Origin of the sequence: Futiania mangrovi (assembly GCF_024158125.1) — a bacterium.
Lineage (GTDB): Bacteria > Pseudomonadota > Alphaproteobacteria > Futianiales > Futianiaceae > Futiania > Futiania mangrovi.
In genome coordinates this window covers 878,639-901,499 of record NZ_JAMZFT010000002.1, presented here as the reverse complement: position 1 = coordinate 901,499, position 22,861 = coordinate 878,639, and the positions used below count along the sequence as shown (strand labels likewise).

The window sequence follows — 22,861 nt, the reverse complement described above, 5'->3', positions numbered from 1 at the left end:
AGAAGAACAACAGAATCACCGGGGGGTGCCCAGATGCTGACGATGCGCGCTATGCGCGGCCTGCCGGCCGTGCTGGTGATGCTGGCGGGCCTAGTTCTTGCCGGCTGCACGACGACCACCGTAACGCCAGAGTACGTGTCCAAGCCGCAGGAGCCGGCGACGGGCGTTGCGATCGGCGAACTGACCGCCGACAACGAGCTGTGGGCGCTGTACCTGCCCTATCTGCGCGCGGGCCTGGTGGCCGAATTGCGGGAGTCGAACGCCTTTGCCCAGGTCTACGACCCCGCGCCCGAGACGCTGCCCGCGCAAACCGTCCTCCTGACGGGGCGCCTGACCGAGGTCGACCGCGGCAACCGGGCGGCGCGCTGGATCATCGGCTTCGGGGCTGGCCGGGCCAAGGCGCGCGGCGCGTTCGAGATCGGAGGCACGGACGGTACCTCGCTCGCGAAGTTCGAGAGCTGGAAAGCCTATTCCGGCGGCGCGGGGATCGGCGGGGCCGACTTCCTCGACATGGAAGACCTCGTGCAGGAACTGGGCAAGGAAACCGCGGGCTCCGTCGTGCGCTGGTCGAAGGGCCAGCCGCTGGAGCCGCCGCGCGAGGACTGACGCGCCACAAGGTACCCTTTCAGCCGCGCGAGGCCTTGAGCTGCGCGCCATAGCCGCGCGGGTCGATCCACGCATCGACCAGTGCGGGGCCGTCATGCGCCATCGCAGCCGCAAGCGCAGTCTCCAGCGTCTCGGCGCTGTCGGCCCGCCATGCCTCGAAGCCCAGGCCACGCGCGGTTCCGGCGAAGTCCGGCCGCTCCCACCGCACGCCGTCGGGCGCGAGCTTGCGGCTCTGCTGCTTCACGTCGATCAGCGAGAGCGAGGCGTCGTTGAACACGACGACTGTCACGTTCGCGCCGTACTGCGCGGCGGTCGCAAGCTCGCCGAGGCACATCAGCAGGCCACCGTCGCCCGTGAACACGACCGCGCCGCGCGCCGGATCGTGCAGCGCCGCGGCGATGCCTGCGGGCAGCGCGTAGGCCATGGTCGCGAGCCCGTTCGAGATGAGGATGTCCCCCGGCTCCCGGCACGGCCAGAACATGGTGGCGGAGAACATGTGCGCGCCGGCATCGACCGCGATGCGCGGCAGAGGGCCGGGCCGCCTGGCGGCGTGGGCGGCGGCGCGTTCGACCACCTCCTGCGGGCTCAGCAGGTTGCCGGTCGAGGGATAGGCGAGCGCCGCGCGTTGCGTGTCGCGGAAAGCGTGTGCTTCCCCCTCGCGCCAGCCGGGCGCGGGCTGAAGCGGCCCCAGCGCCCCCACGACGGCGTCGAGCGGCCCGTAGACCGAGGCCTCGCGCGCGCAATAATGGACCGGGTGCGGCGCGGTCGACATCTCCACTACCGGAATGTCGTAGGGCCAGGGCTGCAGGATCAGCTCCACCGGGTCCATGCCGTAGAGCACGATCAGGTCGGCGGAGGAAACGCACGGGCCTTCCGCCGCACCGCCGGTGAAGATGCCCGCATAGGCCGGGTCGTCGTCGGCTATGGTCCCCTTGGCCTTGTAGGTGACGAGCCCGGCGCAGCCGAGGCCCGCGCACAGCCGGCGCAGGGCGTCCGCCGCCTCGGGCCGGCAGGCTTCGAGCCCCGCGACGACCACCGGCCGCTTCGCCGCCGCGATGCGGGCGCGAAGCGCATCCACGTCGCCCGCGATGCCCGCTTCCGCCCGCGCGCCGCCTGCGAAGGGCGCCACCTCGCGCCGCGCGGCAGGGCCGGTCAGCTCGACATGCACGGGGCCGCGGCGGGGCGCGAGCGCGGTCTGTATCAGCGTCTCGATCTCCTGGGCCGCGTCGTCGCCTTCGAGCCGCCCATGCCCCTTCATCACGGGGGCGAGCATCGCCTTCTGGTCGAACACCTGGTGCGTGATGTAGGCGAGTTGCTTCGGCGTGAACCCGTCCGTCACCATCAGCACGGGCGCACGGTCGAGCATGGCGTAGGCCGCGCCGTTCGCGCCGTTGGCGAGGCCCGGTCCCTTGGTGGTCAGCGCGACGCCCGGCGTGCCGGAAAGCTCCGCTGTCGCGCCCGCCATCATCACCGCGCCGTTCTCCGTCCGCGCCAGAACGAAGGGGATGCCGCGCGCGGCGGCCGCCGCGATCACGTCGAGGCTCGATCCCCCGCCCGGCACGCCGAACATGCGGGTGACGCAATGCCGGACGAGGGCGTCGGCAAAGGCTTCGGCGACGGTGTGCTGTGCGCTCATGCGGCTGCTGGTCCCTTGCGTGCGCCCCGGCTCAGGCGTCCGGATAGGCGAAGTCGACGATGAGGTTGCGGTAGCGGTCGATGCGGATCGTGCTGTGCGCGGGCACGACGAGGGTCGATTCCCGCTCCTCCACGATGGCGGGACCGGCCGCTGTCATGCCCTCCGTCAGCTTGTAGCGGTCGTAGACCGGCGCCTCCACGAAGTCGCGCGCCTCCCCGTCGTAGATCCGGCGCGTGCCCTTGAGCGCGTCCGCGATGTCACCGCCCTGCACGTCCGCGGCCTGCGGCTTCAGGTCGGGATAGGGCGAGGCGACGATCAGCCGCCAGGAGACGACCTCGACCGGCATGCCCGCCTCGATCCGGCCGTAGAGGTCGCCATAGGCCTTCTCGAACGCCGCCTTGAGCTTCGGCTGGAGACCGCCGTCGAGCGCGTCCTCCGGCATCGGCACGTCGACCTCGTACCCCTGCCCCTGGTAGCGCATGGAGGCGAGGATGCGCACGCCGAAGGACGCCGGGTCGACGCCCGCGCTGGAGAGAAGCTCGCGGCCCCGCGCCTCCAGCCCGCCGAACATGTCGGCGAGGGTCGCGGCGTCCAGATCGTCGAGCGCGGCGACGGAGGCCTGCACGAACTCGAACGACATGGGCGAGGCGAGGAAGCCGAAGGCGGAGGCGACGCCCGCGCCGAGCGGGCAGATCACGCTGCGCATCCGCAGCTTGCGCGCGACCTGGCAGGCATGGACCGGCCCTGCGCCGCCGATGGGCACCATGACGAAGCGGTCGGCGCGCTTGCCCTTCTCCAGCGCATGGATGCCGGTGGCCTGCGCCATGTTCTCGTTCACCGTCTCGTGGATGCCCCACGCCGCCTCGGTGACGGAAAGCCCGAGCGGATCGGCGATCTTCGCCTTGATGGCGGAGGCGGAGGCGTCCACGTCGAGCGCCATGTCCCCGCCGAGAAAGTTCCCGGCGTCGAGGTAGCCCAGCAGCAGGTCGGCATCGGTGACGGTCGCGTCCTCCCCGCCCTGGCCGTAGCAGGCGGGACCCGGCACCGCGCTGGAACTGTCCGGGCCGACCTGGATCAGCCCCATGCGGTTGACGCGCGCGATGGAGCCGCCGCCCGCGCCGATCTCGATCATGTCGACGACCGGCACCTTGAGCGGGATGCCCGAGCCCTTCTTGAAGCGGAACATGCGCGCCACCTCGAAATCGGTGGTGCGCGTCGGCTCGCCGTCCTCGATGAGGCACGCCTTGGCCGTGGTGCCGCCCATGTCGAAGCACAGAACGTCGGACTCGCCCGCCAGCTTGCCGATCAGCGTCGTCGCCTGCACGCCGCCCGCCGGTCCGGACTGGACGAGACGGATCGGGAACTCCATCGCGGTCGCCTGGTGAACCGTGCCGCCGTCGGACTGCATCAGGAACAGGTCGCGCCCGATCCCCATGGCCTTCAGCCCTTCCGACAGGCGCTGGATGTAGCGGCGGAAGATCGGCTGCACATAGGCGTTGGCGATGGTGGTGGAGGTGCGTTCGTACTCCCCGATCTCGGGCATCACCTCCGAGGAGATGCAGATGGTGCGGTCGGGAAAGGCCGCCGCCAGGCGGTCGCGCACGCGCCGCTCGTGCTCCCCGTTCTTGAAGGAATGCAGCAGCGAGACGGCGACGGCCTCCACGGGCACGTCGCGCAGGTCCGCCACCAGCGCCTCGAGCGCGGCATCGGTCAGCGGCGAGAGAACCGCGCCGTCGGGGCCCACGCGCTCGGCCACCTCGAAGCGGCGGGACCGCCTGACCAGCGGGTCCACGACGCCGATGAACAGGTCGTAGGTGTCGTAGCGCCACTCCCGCCCGATCTCGATGATGTCGCGGAAGCCCTGCGTGGTAACGAGCGCGGTCGCCACGCCCTTGCGCTCGATCAGCGCGTTGGCGACGAGCGTCGTGCCGTGGATCACCCGCATCACCTGCGCGGGTGCGACGCCGTTCTTGTCGAGGATCTGGGAAATGCCCTGCAGGACGCCGCGCGAGGGATCGTCGGGCGTGGTCAGCACCTTCTCGTTGAAAAGGCGACCCGTCGCCTCGTCCAGCATAACGAGGTCGGTGAAGGTGCCGCCGATATCGACACCGATGGTCATGTGTGCGCTGGTCATGCCTTTATGCCTTCCGCCTCTTCATTCGCCTGCGGGCGCCGCGGCGCCATAGATGGAACGCGCCGCCTCGGCGCTGACGAGTCCGTCCTCGATGTCGCGGGCAAGGGCCGCGGGATCGCGCGTCTCCGGCGGGTAGAGGCCACCGCCGCCCGGCGTCTCGAACGTCACCGTGTCGCCGGTTTTCAGCGTCTGCGTGGTCTTGGCGGGGATCTTCTCCCCGTTCACGAGGTCGACGCCCGCAGCCCCCGCGAGCCCGCCCAGCAGGCCGCCCGGCGGGTTCTTCACCCGCTCGTGCCGGATCACGAAGCTGAGGGGTTCGGGAGAGACCGAGCGGAACGTCAGCCGCTGGCCGAGGCCGCCGCGGAACCGGCCCGCGCCGCCGCTGTCGGGGATCAGCGCCTTCTCCGTCATGACGAGGGGGACGGCGTTCTCGAACTGCTCGACCGGCGTGTTGGCCACATTGCTCGGGAAGCTGAGCGTGGAGGGACCGTCCGAGCTCGGCCGCGCCCCGTAGCCGCCGCTCATGAAGAACATCTTCACGAACTTGCGCCCGTTGCGGTTCACGCCCTTGAAATAGACGTTCCAGAGGGGCGAGCCGCTTTCGGCGGCCACTTTCTCCGGCACGATCTGCGAGAGCGCGCGGTAGATCACGAAGGGCATGTAGTGGCCCGACAGGTGCCGCGCCCAGACCGGCGCCGGGCGGCGCGGATTGACCAGGCAGCCCTCGGGCGCGGTGATGTCGATGGGCCGGAAGCAGCCGTCGTTGTTCGGCGCGGTCGGGTCGAGCGCGCACTTCAGCGCATAGGCGCTGTAGGCGAAGGTGAAGTTCATCACCGAATTGACCGGCCATTGCACCTGCGGCGAGGTACCGGTGTAGTCGACGCCGATCTCGGTGCCCTGCTTGCGCACCGTGCAGCGGATCGTCAGTTCCTCGTCGAAGCCGTCGGAGGTGACGGTGTCGGTGAACTCCCCGTCCGGGATCGCGGCGATCGCCTCGCGCATGGAGTGTTCTGAGCGGGCGAGGATCTCGTCGGTGACGTCCTTCAGGTCCTCGATCCCCTCCTCCTGCATCAGCGTCAGCAGCCGGTTGGCCGCCAGCGTGTAGGAGGCGAACTGCGCGCGGATGTCGCCCAGCGTCTCGTCGGGCTCGCGCAGGTTCTCGCGCAGGAAGGCGATGACGTCCTCGTTCTCCTCGCCGCGCCGCTTGATCTTCGCGACCGGTATGCAGAGCCCTTCCTCGAAGGCGTCCTTGGCGGTCGGCGACGGCGCGCCGCCGATGTCGACCGTGTGGAAGGTCGAGCCGACGAAGGCCACCAGGGTGCGGTCCCGGAAGATTGGCTGCACCATGGTGATGTCGTTGAGGTGCCCGGTGCCCAGCCACGGGTCGTTGCTGATCAGCACGTCGCCAGGCTCCAGCGCCTCGCGCGGGTAGCGCTCCAGCATCCCCTTCAGCGTGCGCGGCATGGTGCCGATGAAGGAGGGGATGGAGCGCGAGGACTGCGCGAACTGCCGCCCGTCGGCGTCCATCAGCGAGCAGGCGAGGTCCCAGTTCTCCCGTACCACGACCGAGAAGGAGGTGCGCACGAAGGTCTGCGCCACCTCGTCCATCAGGCCGGTGAGGCGCTGCCAGATGATCCCGAGCTGGATCGGGCTCAGTGTCTTGCTCATGTCGGTCTCCGGGTCAGTAGGGCGTGCGCGGCGGGCCTGCTTTGGCCGCGCTCAGACATAGACGGGCGTGCGCCAGTCGGGATGCGCCGTGTCGGTGCCGCGCGCGACGCCGAAATAGCGGCGCTGAAGCTCCGCCGTGATCGGGCCGACCGTGCCGGTGCCCACGGGGAAGCGGTCGACCTCCACGACGGGCAGGACCTCCTGGCCGGTGCCGCAGAAGAAGACCTCGTCGGCGGCGTAAAGCTCGGTCCGCGCGATGGGGCGCTGTTCGACGTCGAGGCCCAGCCATTCCTTCGCGCCCTCGATCAGGGTCGCGCGCGTGATGCTCTCGAGAATGTCGTTGGAGACGTCGGGCGTGACGATGCGGCCGTCGCGGACGATGAACAGGCACGCGCCCGGCCCCTCCGTCACACGGCCCGTTTCCGACAGCAGGATCGCGGTGTCGTAGCCGTCGCTCTTGGCCTGCAGCGAGGCCAGCCGCCCGTTGAAGTAGTTGGCCGCGCTCTTCACCCGCGGCGGGCTCGCATTGTCCGAGATCCGCGTCCAGGAACTGACCTGCGCGCGGCAGCCCTGCATTGCGATCTTCGAGGTCGGCCGGAACACGCAGGAGATGAACATGCCGCCGGGCGAGGTCGCGGTCATGAAGCCGTCCTCGTCGACATAGAGGTGGATGCGCATGTGGACGCTCTCCTTCACCTCGTTGACGCGCAGAAGCTCCAGCAGGCCGTTGCGGAAATCCTCCCGCGTCCAGGGATGCTCGATCCGCATGACCTTCGCGGAATAGAACAGGCGGTCGAGATGCTCCTCCACGCGGAACACGTAAAGCTGCCCGTCGTCCGCGTTCCAGTAGGCGCGCAGGCCCTCGAACACGTTCGCGCCATAGGTCACGGCGGGGGCCAGGCAGTGGATGCGCGCCTCGGCGAAGGGCACCACCTTGCCGTTGAGGATCATGTAGGGAGCGTTGCTCGTATCCATCGTCTCGTCACACCTCGAAAGCGGGGCCGCCCGTCGCGCGCCCCGGAAACATGCAGGCCCGCCTGCCTATTCGTCCGACGCCAGGTCGCCCGCCCCCGTGCTCTGCCGCACGAACTGCATCCGCTTGCGCAGCATCATCACGCTCACCGCCGCGAACAGCACGAGCAGCACCATCAGGACCGGCCGGCTCAGCACATAGTCGAGCCAGCCGTCGGCCGCCGACACGACCAGCACCGTCTGGCGCAGCGACTTCTCCAGGATCGGCGTCAGGATGAAGCCGATCAGCATCGGCACGGGCGGGAAGCCGAGCCGCAGCATGGCATAGCCCACCGCGCCGGAGACGAGCGTCAGCTGCACGTCGAACAGCGAGCCGCGGATCGCGTAGGCCCCCGCCGACGCGATGATCAGCACGCCCGGGAAGAGCAGCCGCTTGGGCACCGCGACCATCCGCTTGGCGAGCGGGATGAACGCCTTGCCGATCCCGAAATTGACCGCGTTCGCCAGCAGCATCGCCGTGAAGATCGCGTACAGCGGAACCGGGTTCGCCTGGAATGCCACCGGGCCCGGCGTGATGCCCTGGATCAGGAAGGCCCCGAGGATGAGCGCGGCGGCCACGTCGCCCGGAATACCGAACGCCAGAAGCGGGATCATGTTCGAGCCTGAAACCGCATTGTTCGCGGCCTCGGGCGCGGCGACGCCTTCGAGCGCGCCCTTGCCGAACTTCTCCGGCGTCCTGGAGATGTTGCGCGCGTCGTTGTAGGCGAGGAAGGCCGCGATGGTCGCGCCGAGGCCGGGCAGCGCGCCCACGATCGTGCCGATCACGGAGGAGCGCGTCAGGCACGGCAGAAGCCCGCGGAACTCCAGCCAGCTCAGGCGGTTGTCCTCCCGCTTCGCCGAGAACTCCACCGTCTTGGATGCGAGGTGTGTCAGCGGCTTGCCCATCTGCATGAACACTTCCGAGACCGCGAGCACACCGATCAGGACCGGGATGAGCCCCAGCCCGTCGAACAGGTCGAGCTGTCCGAAGGTCAGCCGCTCCGTCCCCAGCATCGGGTCGAGGCCGATGGCGCCGAACACGAGGCCCAGCAGCGTCGCCACCGTCGCCTTCCACGCCGACTTGCCCGACAGCGAGGCAAGCGTCAGCAGCGAGAAGGCGATGAGCAGCACGTACTCGCCCGGACCGAAGCGGATAGCGATGGCCGCCAGCACACCGGAGGCGAGGATCAGGCAGATGTCGGAGAAGGTGTCCCCGAACACCGACGCCGCGAGCGCGGTCTGCATCGCCTTTCCGCCCTTGCCCTGGTCGGCGAGCGGCCCGCCGTCGAGCACGGTGGCCGCGGCTGCCGGCGCGCCCGGCGTGCGGATCAGGATCGCCGCCATGCTGGAGCCGAACAGCGAGCCCTTGAACATGCCGAGCATCATCGGGATGCCGACCCAGGGGTCGAAATAGAAGGTGAAGGGAATGAGCAGCGCCACCGCCATGCTGGCGGTCAGGCCGGGGATCGCGCCCAGCACCTGCCCCACCGCGACGCCGATCACGATGCCGAGCAGCGCGTCGACATGCAGCGCGAGCGACATCCCCTCGAGAATCTGGCTCAGCATGTCCGACGCCCCCCGCTCATGACACGCCCAGCGACTGCAGGATCCAGCCCTTGGGCAGGCGGCTCTGCAGCACCATCTCGAACAGCACGTAGATGGACGCGGTCAGCACGAGCGCATAGAGCGCGACGAGCGCCACCCGCCGCTCCCCCAGGAGCCAGGTCACCGCGCCGAGCGTCACCACGCTCGCCACGTAGAAACCGATCAGGTCGATCAACACGAAGGAATAGATGCCGAGCGCGGCCAGAACCACCAGCACGCGGCGCCTGCCGCGGCGTTCGTCCGCATGGGCTTCTGCGCGCGGCTCCGGAACGGGCGCCTCCGCCTGCGACGGCGCGGCCTCGCCCGAAGCGGCCTTGCCGAGCCCGATCCGCACCAGCGCCGCGCCCGCGGCCAGCGCCATGCCGGCACTCGCGATGTCGAGGATGAACCGGGGGCCGAGGTCGCGCGGGTCGACATAGGAGGTGTCGACGCCCGCGGGCACGATCACGAAGCTGAACAGCGCGCAGGCCGCCAGAACGGCCATTGCGAGCATCGCCTCGCCATTGAGCGCCTTCATCGGTCTCCCCTCGCCCCTGCCGGGCGCACCAGGTGTTACACGGTCCGGACGGAAAAGGGCGGCAGTGCGGACACCGCCGCCCTCGTCTCCGTCTGTGCCGGCGGGGCGCGCAAGGGCGCGCGCCCCCCGCGTCAGCCTATTTCTTGTCGAGCATGCCCAGGTCGACCAGCGCCTTTCGCGTCGACGCGATGTCGTCCAGCACCGTCGGCTGGAACTCGGCATGCGGCAGGAAGGAAATCTGGCCGCCGAGGCGCTTGGCCGTCTCCTTGAAGCGCTCGGTCTCCACGATCTTCGCCATCGCGTCGTTCCACTTGGCGATCACCGCGTCCGGCAGACCTGCCGGCCCGGCGAGGCCGAAGAAGATCGTCGGCGTCATCGGATAGCCCTTGTCCTTGTACGTCGGCACGTCGAGACCCGGGATCGGGCGCGGGCCGATCTCGGCGAGGACGCGGATCTGTCCGGCCTGCATCGGCACGGCGTAGTCGGAGATCACGCCCGCGTCGAGCGTGTCGCCGAGCAGGCCCGCCAGCACCTCCGACGACCCCTTCATCGGCACGAAGACCGCCTCGACGCCTTCCTTGCGGAACGCCGCCTCGGTCGCGATATGCGGCGCGCCGCGCGGACCCGCCGTCGACCAGCGCAGCTTGCCGGGGTTCGCCTTGGCCCAGGCCAGCACCTCGTCGAAGGTCTGCCACTGGGAATCCGCGCGCACCATGAACGGGTGCGGGCTGACGATAAACTGCGCGAGGTAGGTGAGATCCTTCGACGGATCGTAGGGCACGTTCGAGAAATTCGGCGCAAGCACCACGGGGCTCGTCGAGACGAAGCCGATCGTGTAGCCGTCCGGCGCCGAGCGTGCGACCGAGCCCACGCCGATGGTCGCGCCCGCGCCCGTGCGGTTCTCCACGAGGATGTTGACCCCGAAGATCTCCTTCGCCTCCTCGGCGATGGCGCGGGTGAAGGTGTCGCCGCCGCCGCCCGGGGCATATGGCACCACCATGGTGATCGTCTTGTCCGGATACTCGGCCAGCGCACCGGCTGCCGTCAGCATCATCGCGGCGCCGGCAAGCAGCGCCCCGATCGGTTTCCGCACTCCCATCTTCTCCTCCTCCGGGAATCTTCTTCGCCCTGTTGTTTCAGGCCGTCTCCGGTCTTCCGCCGGTTTCGACCGCACCGACCTCGGCCAGCCGGTCGTCCAGCCAGCCGGGATAAAGTTCGCCGCGCGCGATGGCCGCCTTGCGCCGCTCCTCCGCCGCAATGCGTTCGCGCACCGCCGCCGTCACGTCCGCGACGCGAGCGCGCGGGATGACGCAGATGCCGTCCTCGTCCCCGATCACCAGGTCGCCGGGTTCGACCCGCGCCCCGCCGCAGGAGACGGGCACGTTCACGTGACCCGGACCGTTCTTGCCCGCCTGCCGCGGCGTCAGCCCGACGCAGAACACGGGGAACCCCATCTCGCGGATCTCGGTCGCGTCGCGAACCGACCCGTCGATGACGAGACCGCCGAGCCCTTTTGCCTGCGCCGCCGTCGCCATGATCCCGCCGAAGGGCGCGTGGCTGGTGCTCGCCTCCTGGTCGACCACGAGGATGTCGCCCGCCTCCGCCACCTGCATCGCCTTGTGCATCATGAGATTGTCGCCGACGCCGAGCTTCAGCGTCACCGCCGGGCCACAGAGCCGCATTGCGCGGTCGATGGGGCGCAGCCGGGGAGCCATCAGGCAGTCCCAGCCGAGAATGTCGGAGACGGTGGCGACCGGAAGGTCCGCCGCCGCCGCGACAGCCGCCGGATCGGGGCGGACGATGTCCCTTGTGAAGGTGCAGTTCGCCGCCAACGCCTCATCCCCTCCGCATCGTTCCGCGTGCTTGAAAAGGATGTTCGCGCGGAGCGATTGTTGTGTCAATAATACTTTTTGAAGCGTCCGGGCGGACGCCTGCCGCAGCGCTGACCGCTTGCGCGGACCGCGGAAACATGGCACCGGGCGCGCCGGATGCCGGCGGAACGCGGCGGCGGGCGGACGTGCGAAGGGGGACAGGGTGAGGGGAGACGGGCCGTGAAGGGGTCGCAGCCAGCCACGCAGGCCGGGCAGGACGCGGGCAGTTCGCCGCTGCCGCTCTATCACCGCATCTACATGGTGCTGCGCGAGCAGATCCTCGAGGGCTTCTTCCCCGAGGACACACCGATGCCGAGCGAGGTGGAGCTTGGCCAGAGTTTCGGCGTCTCGCGCGTGACCATCCGCAAGACGCTGGAGCGGCTGGAGGCCGAGGGTCTCGTCGTGCGCCAGCGCGGGCGCGGCACGTTCGCCCGCCCGCAACGCGCCTCGCGCGCGGTCGACGCGGGCCTGCGCGGGCTGATGGAGAACCTGCTCGCCATGGGCCTGCGCACAAAGGTCAAGGTGCTGGAGTTCCAGTACATGGCCGCCCCCGACCACATCGCCGCGGCGCTGGATCTGCCGCGCGGCGCGACCGTGCAGAAGGCGGTGCGCCTGCGCTCGCACAAGGGCGAGCCGTTCTCCCATGCCGTGACCTGGGTACCGGAGGACGTGGGCCGCACCTACACGCGCGCGGACATGCAGAAGATGCCCTTCCTGCAATTGCTCGACCGTGCGGGCGTGAAGGTCGCCCGCGCCTACCAGCGGGTGACCGCGCGGGCCGCGGACGCGACCGTCGCGCCGCTGATCGGGGTGGAGGTCGGCGCGCCGCTGCTCTGCATCATCCGGACCGTGCGCGACCAGAACGGCCGGCCCGTGGAGTATATCCGCGCCCTCTATCGCCCGGACCGCTACGAGTTCGAGATCAACCTCGACATGGGTCCGTCCGAGACGGAGGAGCCCGCGCTATGGACGCCGTCGGGCGGCAGCCTCTGAGCCCCGCCCCCGCAGGCGCCGAAAGAGGTATTGTCTTGCATACGTCCTGAAAGGTATTGTCGAGAAAACAAGTGAGGCCCGCCACGGGCCGTCAGGACACCCGGCAGGACACCCGATGGATTTCGAACTCAGCGAAGAACAGCAGATCTTCCGCGACGCCGTGCGCGGGCTTGCCCGGCGCCACCTGCCGGAGGGGGCGCTGGCGCGTGCACATTCCGACCGCTTCGACTTCGACGTGGCGCGCCTGCTGGCGGACGCCGGCCTCATGGGCATCACGATCCCGGAGGCGGACGGAGGTCAGGGCGGCACGCTGATGGACGCGGTCATCGCCATCGAGGAGGTGGCCGCCGCCTGCCCGCGCAGCGCCGACGTGATCCAGGCCGGCAATTTCGGCGCGATCCGCACGCTCGCCGAATATGCGACGCCCGACCAGAAAGAGCGTTACCTGAAGCCGCTTCTGAAGGGCGAGACGCTGATCGGCCTCGGCATGTCGGAGCCGGGCGCGGGCTCTGCCGTCACCGACCTCGCGACGACCGCGACGCCCGACGGCAAGGGCTACCGCCTCAATGGCGGAAAGGTGTTCACCAGCCACTCGGCGGAGGCCGACATCTTCCTGATCTACTGCCGCTTCGGGCCGGGCGTGGGCGGCATCGGCTCGGTCATGGTCGAGCGCGGCGCGGAGGGGTTCACGCAAGGAAAGCCCGTCCACTACATGAACGACGAGGCGTGGTGCGCGCTCTATTTCGACAATGTGTACGTGCCGCCGGAGGACGTGCTGCTGGGCCCAGGCGGCTTCAAGAAGCAGATCCAGGGCTTCAACGCCGAGCGGATCGGCAACACGGCGCGCTCGCTGGCGCTCGGCCGCTATGCCTACGAGGCGGCGCGCGAGCACGTCCTGCACCGGGAGCAGTTCGGCCGCCCGCTCGCCGACTTCCAGGGCATCCAGTGGAAGTTCGCGGAAATGAAGATCCGGCTCGACGCCGGGCAGTTGCTGCTCTACCGCGCCGCGACCAGGGCCGACCGGGGCCTGCCGTCGGCGGAGGACACCTCCATCGCCAAGGCGTTCTGCAACCGCGCGGGCTTCGACATCGCCAACGAGGCGCTGCAGTGCATGGGCGGCGGCGGCTATTGCCGGGATTCGCTCGTCGAATACTGCTTCCGCAAGACGCGCGGCTGGATGATCGCGGGCGGATCGAACGAGATGATGCTGAACCGCATCGCCGAGCACGTGTTCGACCGCCGCTTTTCGCAGCGCCCGCCGAAGCCCGCGGGCAAGGCATGAGCGTGGCCGCGGCCGGAGGCACGCCCGCCCCGGACAGCGGCGGGGACGGCGGCGCGGCGCTCGCCCGCGCGCTGTTCGCGCCGCGCACGGTCGCGCTGATCGGCGCGTCGGGCGACCCGCGCAAGACGACCTCGCGCCCGCAGAGATTTCTCGCGCGCCACGGGTTCGCGGGCCGCGTGGTGCCCGTGAACCCGACGCGGGCGGAGATTTTCGGTGTGCCCTGCGCGCCGGACGTGGGCGCCATCGACGGGCCGGTCGACCACGCCTTCGTCATGGTCGGGACGGATGCCGTGGAGGACGCGCTGGCGGCCTGCGCGGCGAAGGGCGTGGCCTGCGCCACGATCCTCGCCAGCGGCTTCTCGGAAGCGGGGGCGGAGGGCAAGGCGCGCCAGGCCCGCGTGGTGGAGATCGCACGCGACGCCGGCATGCGCCTCGTCGGACCCAATTCGCTGGGCGTGATCGACACGCGCGCAGGGCTTACGCTCTCAGCCAATGCCGTGCTCGAACTTCCGCGCCTGACGAAGGGCCGGATCGGTGTCATCTCGCAGTCGGGCAGCATGATCGGCGCGCTCGCCTCGCGCGGGGAGGCGCGCGGCCTCGGCTTCTCCACGCTCGTCTCGACGGGCAACGAGGCGGACCTGACCGTCGGCGACTTCATCCGCCTGATGGTGGCGGACGAGGGAACCGACGCGATCCTGCTGTTCCTCGAGACGGTGCGGGAACCCCAGCGCCTCATGGCCGCCTGCCGGTTGGCGCACGAGGCGGGCAAGCCCGTCGTCGCCTACCGGCTCGGCCGGTCGGGCGCGGGCGAGGCGCTGGCCGTCTCCCATACCGGCGCCATCGCGGGATCGGGGGCCGCGGTCGACGCATTCCTGCGCCATGCGGGCATCTATCTCGTCGACAGTTTCGAGGCGCTGGTCGAGGCGCCGCAGCTTCTCGCGGGCGCGCGCGGCGCAGGGGAGGGCCGCATCGCCGTCGTCACCACGACGGGCGGCGGCGGGGCCATGATGGTCGACGCGCTTGGCACGCGCGGGGCGACGGCCGTGCCGCCCCCACCCGGCACGGTAGAGACGCTGGCGGAGCACGGGCTTGCGCTCGACGACCATGCGCCGCTGATCGACCTGACGCTGGCGGGCGCGCGTCCCGACACGGTGGGCGCGGCGGTCGGCGCACTGATGGCGGAGGAGACGGTCGACGCCGTGGTGATGGTGGTCGGCTCCTCGGCGCAGTTCCGGCCCGACCTTGCGGTCGATCCGCTGCTCGCGTTCGCGGATGCGCCCAAGCCGTTCGCCGTGTTCGTCGTGCCGGACGCGCCAGATGCGTTGAGACGGCTCGCGGATGCGGGCATCGCCGCCTTTCGGACGCCGGAGGCGTGCGCCGACGCGCTGGCCGCACTCGTCCGCCGCACCCCGCCGCCGCCAGAGACCGACGCGCAGCACGGCACGGCGCTCACCCCCCACCTGCCGCAGGGCCGCACCCGCCTCGACGAGGCGGAGGGGGCGGCGTTGCTGGCGCGCCTCGGCCTGCCGTTCGCGGAGATGGCCACGGCGGCGACGGCGGAGGACGCGGCAGCCGCGGCGGACCGCATCGGCTACCCGGTCGCGCTGAAGATCCTGTCGCCCGACATCGCGCACAAGACGGACACGGGCGGCGTGGTCCTCGGCCTCGGCGACGGCGCGGCGGTCGCGTCGGCGGCGACGGAGATGCTGGAGCGCGTGGCGAAGGCGCACCCGGAAGCCGCAATATCGGGCGTTCTCGTGCAGCGCATGGAGAGGGGCCTGGGCGAGGTGCTCGCCGGCTACCGGCGCGACCCCGTCGTCGGCCCCATCGTGACCGTCGCCATGGGCGGCGTGCTGGCGGAGCTTTACCGCGACGCCGCGATCCGGCCCGCGCCGGTGACGGTCGAGACCGCGCGCGCCATGATCGCGGAGGTCCGGGGGCTTAAGGCGCTGTCGGGCTGGCGGGGGCTGCCGCGCGGCGACCTCGACGCGCTGGCGGACGCCGTCGCGGCGCTGTCGCAGCTCGGTGCGTCAGGCCTCGAGCGCGTCGCGGAGGCGGAGGTGAACCCGCTGCTTGTGAAGGCGGAAGGCGCAGGCGTCGCCGCGCTCGACGCCCTCGTCGTGCTCACGCCATGATGGCGTCTACCAGCCCAAAAAGCGGGCGAAGCCGGACACGGGCTCCCGCTCTGTCGTGAGTTCGTTGATGCGCGCGGACTTGTCCTCGTAGCCCAGGGCCATGCCGCAGATGACGATCTCGTCCTCCGGGATGGAGAGATGGCGGCGCACGATGGCCGGGAAGTTCGCGAGCGCGGCCTGCGGACAGGTGTGCAGCCCGTGGCCTCGCGCCGCGATCATCACGTTCTCGATGAACATGCCGCAGTCGAGCCAGCTTCCCGTCTCCAGCCGCCGGTCGACGGTGAAGAACAGGCCCGCCGGCGCACCGAAGAAGGTGTAGTTCTCCCCGTGCTGGCGGTGCATTGCCGCCTTGTCGCCCTTGGCAATGCCGAGCAGGCCGTACATGTCCCAGCCGACCTTGCGGCGCCGGCCGAGATAGGGCTCGAACCATTGCGTCGGATAGTATTCGTACTCGCGCTTCGCCTGCTGCGCCGGGTCGTCGTGGGCGGCGAGCAGATCGGCGATCAGCGCCTTCTGCGGCGCGCCCGCGACCGCATAGACCTTCCAGGGCTGCGTGTTGGTGCCGCTGGGCGCGCGCGCCGAGACCTCCAGGATATGCTCGACCAGGTCACGCGGCACGGGCGTCGGCAGGAAGGCGCGGACCGACCGGCGGCTGGCGATGGCGTCGTCGACGCTTTCCGCCACGTCGGCCTCGGGCGGCACGGGAAAGCCCTTCGCGCGCACGCTCATGCCCCTGCCCCGCGCGTCCAGCCCGCGAACTCCCGGTCGCGCAGTTCGCGGCGGCGGATCTTGCCGGAGGCGGTCTTGGGCAGGTCGTCGACGAATGCGACGCGGCGCGGGTACTTGTAGGGGCCGGTCAGGCGCTTGCAATGATCCTGCAGGTCCTTCACCAGCGCGTCGGAGCCCTCGAAGCCGCGCTTCAGCACCACAAAGGCCTTCACAACCTCGCCGCGCTCCTCGTGCGGGCTGGCGACGGCGGCGCACTCGGCGACCGCCTCATGCTCCATCAGCACGTTCTCCACCTCCATCGGCCCGATGCGGTAGCCGGCCGAGTTGATCACGTCGTCCGACCGTCCTTCGTAGAAGAGATAGCCGTCGCCATCCATGCGAGCGAGGTCGCCGGTCAGGAACCACTCCCGCCCGTCCACGGCGACGCGGTTCGCCGCCGTCCGCTCCGGCTCCTTCCAGTAGCCGAGCATGATCTGCGGGTTCGGCAGGCCGATGACGAGGCGCCCGACCGTCTCCGGCGGCGCGATGCGGCCGTCGGCGTCGAGGACGGCGGCATCGGTGCCCGGCAGCGGCTTGCCCATGGAGCCGGGCTTCACGGGCAGCGGCGGATAGTTGAGCACGGTCATCAGCGTCTCGGTCTGGCCGTACCCGTCGAGCAGGTCGACGCCGGTCAGCCGCCTCCAGGCGCGCACGATCTCGGGGTTCACGCTCTCCCCCGCCGAGACCGTCAGGCGCAGCGCGGAGAGATCGTGGCCGGAGACATCTTCCTGCACCAGGCGGCGCAACTCCGTCGCCGCCGCGCAATAGACGCTCACGCGGTGGCGCGCCAGTGTCTCCAGCCGCAGCTTAGGATCGTAGCGGCCATGGTAGAAGACCACCGTCGACCCGCAACTCCACGGCCCGAACAGGATCGAGGTGCCGGCCTTGCTCCAGCCGGTGTCGGCGGTGCACCACATCACGTCGTCGGGGCCGAGCGTCAGCCAGTACCAGGCCGAGACGCGCCACGCGAAAAGCCCGCGGCTGGCGTGCAGCACGCCCTTCGGATGGCCCGTGGACCCGGACGTGTAATACATGATCGCGGGCTCTTCCGCGCCGAGCCTGGCAGGCGCGAAGTCGGGCGCGGCGTCGGCCGAGGCCGCGGCGAAGTCGTCCCAGCCGTCCCCCGCCCCGCCGACCGCGCCGCCCACAGAAAGCCGTGCCTTCAGCGCGTCCCCGCCTGCGAACTTGTGGGTGTTGTCCGCGGTCGTGATCGCGCCCGTGGCCCCGGAGTTTTCCAGCCGGTAGGCGATGTCGCGCTCGGTCAGCATCTCGACGCACGGAATCGGGATCGCGCCCAGCTTGAGGCACCCGACCATCGCCATCTGCCATTCGGGCAGGCGCGGCAGCATGACGATCACGCGGTCGCCGCGTTTCACGCCGCGCGCCTTCAGCGCGTTCGCCACACGGTTCGTCGCCTCTGCCATGTCGGCATAGGTGAAGCGGCGCTCGTTCCCGGCGTCGTCGCACCAGATTAGCGCGAGGTGATCGGGGCGCGCGCTCGCCCAATAGTCGACCACATCGGCGCCGAAGTTGAACGTCTCCGGCACCTCCCAGCGGAAGGCGTCGCGCGCGGCCTCGTAGGTGGTCATCTCCGGCGTCCGCATGGCGCTCACCCCGCCGTCCAGCCGCCGTCCACGAGAAGGGTCGAGCCGGTGACGTAGCTCGCCGCGTCGGAGGCGAGGAACACCGCCGCGCCGCCTGTCTCCTCGACCCGCCCGAAGCGGTTCATCGGCGTGCGCGCCTGCAGCTTCGGCCCGATGTGCTCGTGCCCCAGCACGCCGCTCGTCAGGTCCGTGGCGATGAACGCATAGGCGATGGCATTGACGCGCACCCCCTTCTCCGCCCAGTCGAGCGCCAGCGCCTTGGTGAGTTGCTCGACGCCCCCCTTGGTCGCGCAATAGGGCACCTGGCGCTTGAGGCCCGTGTGCCCGGCGATGGAGGAGATGTTGATGATCGAGCCGCCGCCGCCTTCGAGGATCGCCGTGCCCACGATGCGGCAGCCGAGGAAGACGCCCGTCAGGTTGACGTCGACGATCTTCTGCCATTCGGCGGGATCGGTTTTCTCCATGCTCGCGTAATGCGGGTCGATGCCCGCATTGTTGACGAGGATGTCGATGCGCCCGAACGCCTCCAGCGTCGCGTCGCGCAGCGCCTCCAGGTCCTCCGCCTTCGTCACGTCGCAGGCGTGGTGGCGGACGGTGCCGCCCTGCGCGGCGATCGCGGCCGCAGCCTCCTTCAGCGTGGCCTCCGACCGGCTCGCGATCATCACCTTCGCGCCGTGCGCGGCCAGCGCCTCCGCGATGGCGCGCCCGATGCCGCGGCCGCCGCCGGTGACGACCGCCACCTTGCCCGTCAGGTCGAACATGCCGCTCATGTCCGGTTCGCCCTCATCACCCGTTTCGCGATGGCCCAGCGGTGCACCTCCGAGGGGCCGTCATAGATGCGGAACCCGCGGATCTCGCGGAACAATTGCTCCACCACCGTCTCCCGGCTCATGCCGAGGCCGCCCAGCGTCTGCACGCAGCGGTCGACGATGCGGAAGAGCGCCTCCGACACCGCGACCTTGGCCATGGAGGATTCGTGGCGCGCATGCTCGCCCTGGTCGAGCAGCCACGCCGTGTGCCAGATCGTCAGGCGCGACTGGGCGATGTCGATCTCGTTGTCGGCCAGCATGAAGCCCACGCCCTCGTGCTCGCCGATGGGCTTGCCGAAGGCGTGGCGCTGGCGGGCGTACTCCGTCGCGATCTCGTGCGCCCGGGTCGCGCCCCCCAGCCAGCGCATGCAGTGCGTGAGGCGCGCGGGCGCAAGCCGCACCTGGGCGTAGCGGAAGCCCTCGCCCACCTCGCCCAGCACGGCGTCCGGCCCGACGCGCAGGTTCTCGTAGACGATCTCGCCGTGCCCGCCGGTAAAGCTCGAATCCATCGTGTCCATCAGGCGGTCGAGCTTGACCCCCTCGGCCGGCAGCGGGGTCAGAAACATGGTCGGCCCGCTCTTGCCCTTGGGGTCGTCGACGGTCGCCATGATGATGGAGAAGCCCGCCCCGTCCGCCCCGGTGATCAGCCATTTGCTGCCGTTGATGATATAGCCGCCCGCGCCGTCGGGCGTCGCCACCGTCTTCATGTCGCTGGGGTCGGCGCCCGCGCCGCCGCGCTCCGTCATGGCGAAGCAGGACCGCACCGCACCGCTCGCGAGCGGCAGCAGGTACTTCTCCTTCTGCGCGTGCGTCGCAACCTTCTCCAGCAGGTGCATGTTGCCCTCGTCGGGAGCGGCGCAATGCAGCGCGACAGGACCGAGAGGGGAGCGGCCCGCGGCCTCGAACACGATCGCCCGGTCGACATGGCCGAGGCCCAAGCCGCCATATTCCTCAGACACGTGCGGGGCGAAGAGGCCCGCCTCCTTGGCGAGCGCGTTCAGCTCCACCCGAAGCTCGTCGGTCGGACCGTGGCTGGTCGCGCGGGCGTCCTTCTCGTAGGGAATGACCGTCTCGTCGATGAAGGCGGTCACCCGCTCCTTCAGCTCGCGCTGACGGTCGGTCATGGAGAAATCGATCATCTGCTCTCCCTCGGATCGCGCATCGTTGGCGCGCATTGTTTCTTGACCTGCCCCGCGGGAACACCCTGCGCGCACTCATGCCCGCCATGCCGTCGCCCGGGAGCGGCGTTCGGGTCGAGTGATAGAGCATCCGCGCCCGCCCTGTCGATCCACCGGGGCGCGCGAGGGCCTTGCGCGCCGTGACGGGCTGCCACGCGCGGCTTTGCCTTTGTGGCCGGGCGGGCCATTGGCTAGGCTTGCCCGCAAACAAGACCCACGAAAACGGGAGGGAGAGGGACAGCCGATGACCGGAACGATGCGCAGCTACCAGCTGACCGGGTTCGAGACCCCGCTGGCCGAGGCGACGGAGCCGCTGCCCGAACCGAAGGGCGCGGAGGTGCTGCTGAAGGTGCTGGGCGCGGGCGTCTGCCATTCCGACGTGCACATCTGGGAGGGTGCATACGACCTCGGCCATGGACGCAAGCTGTCGTTCGAGGGACGGGTGCACTTCCCCCTGACCATGGGCCACGAGACGGCGGGCGAGGTCGTTGCCACGGGCCCGGACGCGACCGGTGTGAAGCCGGGCGACAAGGTGCTCGCCTTCTCCTGGATCGGCTGCGGCGACTGCCCGGTGTGCGCGGGCGGGCAGGAGAATTATTGCGGCAGGCCGCGCTTCCTCGGCGTGAACCGCGCGGGCGGCTATGCCGATCACCTGCTGGTGCCGGACGCGCGCTATCTCGTGCCGCTCGACGGGCTCGACCCGGTGAAGGCCGCGCCGCTCAACTGCTCGGGGCTGACGACCTACAGCGCGCTCGGCAAGTTGGGCGCGGACCTGTCCCGCCATATGCTGGTGGTGATGGGCGCGGGCGGGCTGGGGCTCATGGCGCTCGGCCTCATGGGCATGATGGGCGCGAAGGGCGCGGTCGTGGTGGAGCCCGACCCCGCCAAGCGCGAAGCGGCGCTGAAGGCGGGCGCGGTGGCCGCCGTCGACCCGGGCGCCGAGGACGCGGCGGCACAGATCCGCAAGGCCGCAGGCGGAACGGTGCACATCGTCCTCGACCTCGTCGGCAGCGGATCCTCCCTCGACCTCGGGATCGAGCTTCTGGCGCGCGGCGGCAAGGTCGTGGTGGTCGGGCTGCTGGGCGGCGACGTGACCATCCCCGTCCCCTACATCCCGATGCGCGCGATCACCATCCAGGGCAGCTATGTCGGCACGCTTGAGGAATTGCGGGCGCTCGTCGATCTCGTGAAGGCGCACGGCCTGCCCGAGGTGCCCATCGAGTGCCGCCCCTTCGCCGAGGCCGGCCGCTCGCTCGCCGACCTGCGCGCGGGCAAGGTGGTGGGCCGCGTGGTCCTGACCCCCTGAAGACCAGCACAAGCACGAAGGACCACCTGCACATGACAGGCACCTACACCGTCGGCGACCTGGTTGCCGACTTCCTCCACGCGCTGGGCGTCGAGACCGTGTTCGGCATCGTCTCGGTCCACAACATCCCGATGCTCGACGCCATCGGGCGCGGCAACGCGATCCGCTTCGTGATGGCGCGGGGCGAGATGGGCGGTGCGCACATGGCCGACGCCTATGCCCGCGTCTCGGGCAACCTCGGCGTGCTGTTCACCTCGACCGGGCCGGGGGCTGCGAACGCCGTGCCGGGCCTCGTCGAGGCGCGCTTCGGCGGCGCGCCGCTGCTCCACATCACGGGCCAGACGCAGACCGCCGACATCGACACGGGCCACGGCGCGGTGCACGACGTGCCGGACCAGCTCGGCATGCTCGCCTCGGTCTCCAAGAAGGCGTTTCGCGTCCGCTCGGCGGATGAGGCGCTCGGCACGCTGATCGAGGCGGCGACGGCGGCCCTGGCCCCGCCGATGGGGCCCGTTTCCGTCGAGATCCCCATCGACATCCAGCGCACGCGAATCGACCGGCCCGCGGACCTCGAAGGCCTCGTCCTGCCGATCCCGCCGGCGTGGGCGGGCGATGCGGGCTCGCTCGACCGGTTGGCCGACGCGGTGGCCGGGGCGAAGCGCCCGCTGCTCTGGTGCGGCAATGGCGCGAGGCACGCGCGCGCCGCGGTCGAACGGCTTGCGGACATGGGTATCGCGGTGGTGACGAGCGGAGCGGGCCGCGCGGTCATTCCGGAGACTCACCCGATGATGCTCGGCGCGTTCCACGCAGGCCCCGTGGTGGAGGCCTTCTACGAAACCGTCGACATGATGGTCGTCGCGGGCGGACGGCTGCGCGGGCACGAGACGCGCGACCTCTCCATGAAGCTGCCCGAAACCCGCGTGCAGATCGACATCGACCCCGCCGCGCGCGGGCGCACCTACACGACGGACCTGTTCCACACGGGCGAGGCAGGGGCGGCGCTCTCCGCAATCGCCGACCGGCTGGAGGGGCGGCTTGCGGTCGAGGACAGCTACCGGGCGGAGATCGCGGACCTCAAGACCCGCATCGTGGAGACGTTCCGCGACACGCTCGGCCCCTACCGCGACGTGCCGGACGCCTTCGCCCGCGCCATGGGGCCGGACGCGCTGTGGGTGCGCGACGTCACGCTGAACAACACGACCTGGGGGAACCGGCTGCTGCCGCTCAAGGAACCCGGCCAGAACGTCTATCCCATCGGCGCGGCGATCGGGCCGGGCCTCGCGATGGGCATCGGCGCGGCCTTCGCGGCGGAGGGCCGCAAGACCGTGGTGATGACCGGCGACGGCGGCTTCTTCCTGAATGTGGGCGAGCTGTGGACCGCCGTGCAGGAAAACGTCCAGGTCGCCATCGTGGTCATGAACGACAAGGGCTATGGCGTCATCAAGCACATCCAGGATGCGCTCTACGGCGGGCGGCACTTCTTCGGCGACCTGAAGGCGCCGAGCCTCGAAGGCCTTGCCGAGCTTGCGGGCATCCCCTTCGGCCGCGTGAGTGCGGTCGGCGAACTGGAAGGCGCACTGAGACAGGCGCTCGACCACCACGGCCCGGCGCTCGTCGAGGTGGACATGACCGCCATCGGCCCCTACCCGCCCTATTACAAGCCGCCGCCCTATGCGCAGAAGGGCTGACGGGCGGGTACCCAGTCCGGCCGCCCGGGCGTGGCCGGGCTGCAGGTCGG

18 protein-coding genes are annotated in these 22,861 nt (G+C 70.4%); 6 read left to right on the top strand and 12 right to left on the bottom strand.

The genetic code is table 11. The annotated features are described in order from the left end of the window. Positions 1–33 precede the first annotated feature (33 nt). Positions 34–606 carry a DUF4410 domain-containing protein gene (locus NJQ99_RS11170; RefSeq protein WP_269332910.1) on the top strand — a complete coding sequence of 191 codons (573 nt, stop codon included), beginning with the start codon at positions 34–36 and terminating at the stop codon, positions 604–606. 19 nt (positions 607–625) lie between these two features. Here NJQ99_RS11170 and NJQ99_RS11165 read toward each other — a convergent pair whose 3' ends face one another. The 8 genes from NJQ99_RS11165 to NJQ99_RS11130 form a co-directional block, all read right to left on the bottom strand. Next, positions 626–2,242, bottom strand: coding sequence for a thiamine pyrophosphate-binding protein (locus tag NJQ99_RS11165; protein WP_269332909.1), 1,617 nt, complete (start codon positions 2,240–2,242; stop codon positions 626–628). Positions 2,243–2,273: 31 nt separating this feature from the next. Further along, entirely contained in the window at positions 2,274–4,376 is a 2,103-nt protein-coding gene (locus tag NJQ99_RS11160) for a hydantoinase/oxoprolinase family protein (RefSeq protein WP_269332908.1), read from the bottom strand. A gap of 21 nt (positions 4,377–4,397) precedes the next feature. After that, positions 4,398–6,044 (bottom strand): hydantoinase B/oxoprolinase family protein, encoded by a 1,647-nt coding sequence (locus NJQ99_RS11155; protein WP_269332907.1) that lies wholly within the window; start codon positions 6,042–6,044, stop codon positions 4,398–4,400. Positions 6,045–6,095: 51 nt separating this feature from the next. Continuing rightward, entirely contained in the window at positions 6,096–7,019 is a 924-nt protein-coding gene (locus NJQ99_RS11150) for a branched-chain amino acid transaminase (protein WP_269332906.1), read from the bottom strand. Between the two features lie 66 nt (positions 7,020–7,085). Then, positions 7,086–8,621 carry a tripartite tricarboxylate transporter permease gene (locus tag NJQ99_RS11145; protein WP_269332905.1) on the bottom strand — a complete coding sequence of 512 codons (1,536 nt, stop codon included), beginning with the start codon at positions 8,619–8,621 and terminating at the stop codon, positions 7,086–7,088. A 16-nt stretch (positions 8,622–8,637) separates the two neighbouring features. After that, positions 8,638–9,177, bottom strand: coding sequence for a tripartite tricarboxylate transporter TctB family protein (locus tag NJQ99_RS11140; protein WP_269332904.1), 540 nt, complete (start codon positions 9,175–9,177; stop codon positions 8,638–8,640). A gap of 136 nt (positions 9,178–9,313) precedes the next feature. Beyond that, positions 9,314–10,276: a Bug family tripartite tricarboxylate transporter substrate binding protein gene (locus tag NJQ99_RS11135; RefSeq protein ID WP_269332903.1), complete on the bottom strand. Its 963-nt coding sequence runs from the start codon at positions 10,274–10,276 to the stop codon at positions 9,314–9,316. 37 nt (positions 10,277–10,313) lie between these two features. Beyond that, on the bottom strand, positions 10,314–11,009 hold the full coding sequence (locus NJQ99_RS11130; protein ID WP_269332902.1) for a 4-carboxy-4-hydroxy-2-oxoadipate aldolase/oxaloacetate decarboxylase: 696 nt from the start codon (positions 11,007–11,009) through the stop codon (positions 10,314–10,316). A gap of 219 nt (positions 11,010–11,228) precedes the next feature. On the opposite strand from NJQ99_RS11130, the gene NJQ99_RS11125 reads away from it, so the two are divergent. The 3 genes from NJQ99_RS11125 (at position 11,229) to NJQ99_RS11115 (ending at position 15,458) form a co-directional block, all read left to right on the top strand. Beyond that, positions 11,229–12,041 carry a GntR family transcriptional regulator gene (locus NJQ99_RS11125; RefSeq protein WP_269332901.1) on the top strand — a complete coding sequence of 271 codons (813 nt, stop codon included), beginning with the start codon at positions 11,229–11,231 and terminating at the stop codon, positions 12,039–12,041. Positions 12,042–12,156: 115 nt separating this feature from the next. Then, the gene (locus tag NJQ99_RS11120) at positions 12,157–13,323 is read left to right on the top strand and encodes an acyl-CoA dehydrogenase family protein (RefSeq protein WP_269332900.1); all 1,167 of its coding nucleotides are present in this window, start codon (positions 12,157–12,159) and stop codon (positions 13,321–13,323) included. Further along, positions 13,320–15,458, top strand: coding sequence for an acetate--CoA ligase family protein (locus NJQ99_RS11115; RefSeq protein WP_269332899.1), 2,139 nt, complete (start codon positions 13,320–13,322; stop codon positions 15,456–15,458). Before NJQ99_RS11120 ends, NJQ99_RS11115 begins: the two co-directional genes overlap by 4 nt. A 6-nt stretch (positions 15,459–15,464) precedes the next feature. Here the strand turns inward: NJQ99_RS11115 and NJQ99_RS11110 are convergent, their stop codons facing one another. The 4 genes from NJQ99_RS11110 to NJQ99_RS11095 are packed head-to-tail and all read right to left on the bottom strand — an operon-like array spanning position 15,465 to position 19,775. After that, the gene (locus tag NJQ99_RS11110; protein WP_269332898.1) at positions 15,465–16,187 is read right to left on the bottom strand and encodes a nitroreductase; all 723 of its coding nucleotides are present in this window, start codon (positions 16,185–16,187) and stop codon (positions 15,465–15,467) included. Continuing rightward, complete coding sequence (locus NJQ99_RS11105; RefSeq protein WP_269332897.1) at positions 16,184–17,815, bottom strand: acyl-CoA synthetase; 1,632 nt, start codon at positions 17,813–17,815, stop codon at positions 16,184–16,186. The genes NJQ99_RS11110 and NJQ99_RS11105 overlap by 4 nt, the downstream gene beginning before the upstream one ends. Before the next feature lie 20 nt (positions 17,816–17,835). Further along, complete coding sequence (locus NJQ99_RS11100) at positions 17,836–18,600, bottom strand: SDR family NAD(P)-dependent oxidoreductase (RefSeq protein ID WP_269332896.1); 765 nt, start codon at positions 18,598–18,600, stop codon at positions 17,836–17,838. Continuing rightward, a complete protein-coding gene (locus NJQ99_RS11095) occupies positions 18,597–19,775 on the bottom strand; it encodes an acyl-CoA dehydrogenase family protein (RefSeq protein ID WP_407933369.1) in 1,179 nt (392 codons plus the stop codon). Before NJQ99_RS11095 ends, NJQ99_RS11100 begins: the two co-directional genes overlap by 4 nt. A gap of 298 nt (positions 19,776–20,073) precedes the next feature. On the opposite strand from NJQ99_RS11095, the gene NJQ99_RS11090 reads away from it, so the two are divergent. After that, positions 20,074–21,123: an alcohol dehydrogenase gene (locus NJQ99_RS11090; protein ID WP_269333222.1), complete on the top strand. Its 1,050-nt coding sequence runs from the start codon at positions 20,074–20,076 to the stop codon at positions 21,121–21,123. A 32-nt stretch (positions 21,124–21,155) separates the two neighbouring features. After that, entirely contained in the window at positions 21,156–22,811 is a 1,656-nt protein-coding gene (locus NJQ99_RS11085) for a thiamine pyrophosphate-binding protein (RefSeq protein WP_269332894.1), read from the top strand. Positions 22,812–22,861 lie beyond the last annotated feature (50 nt).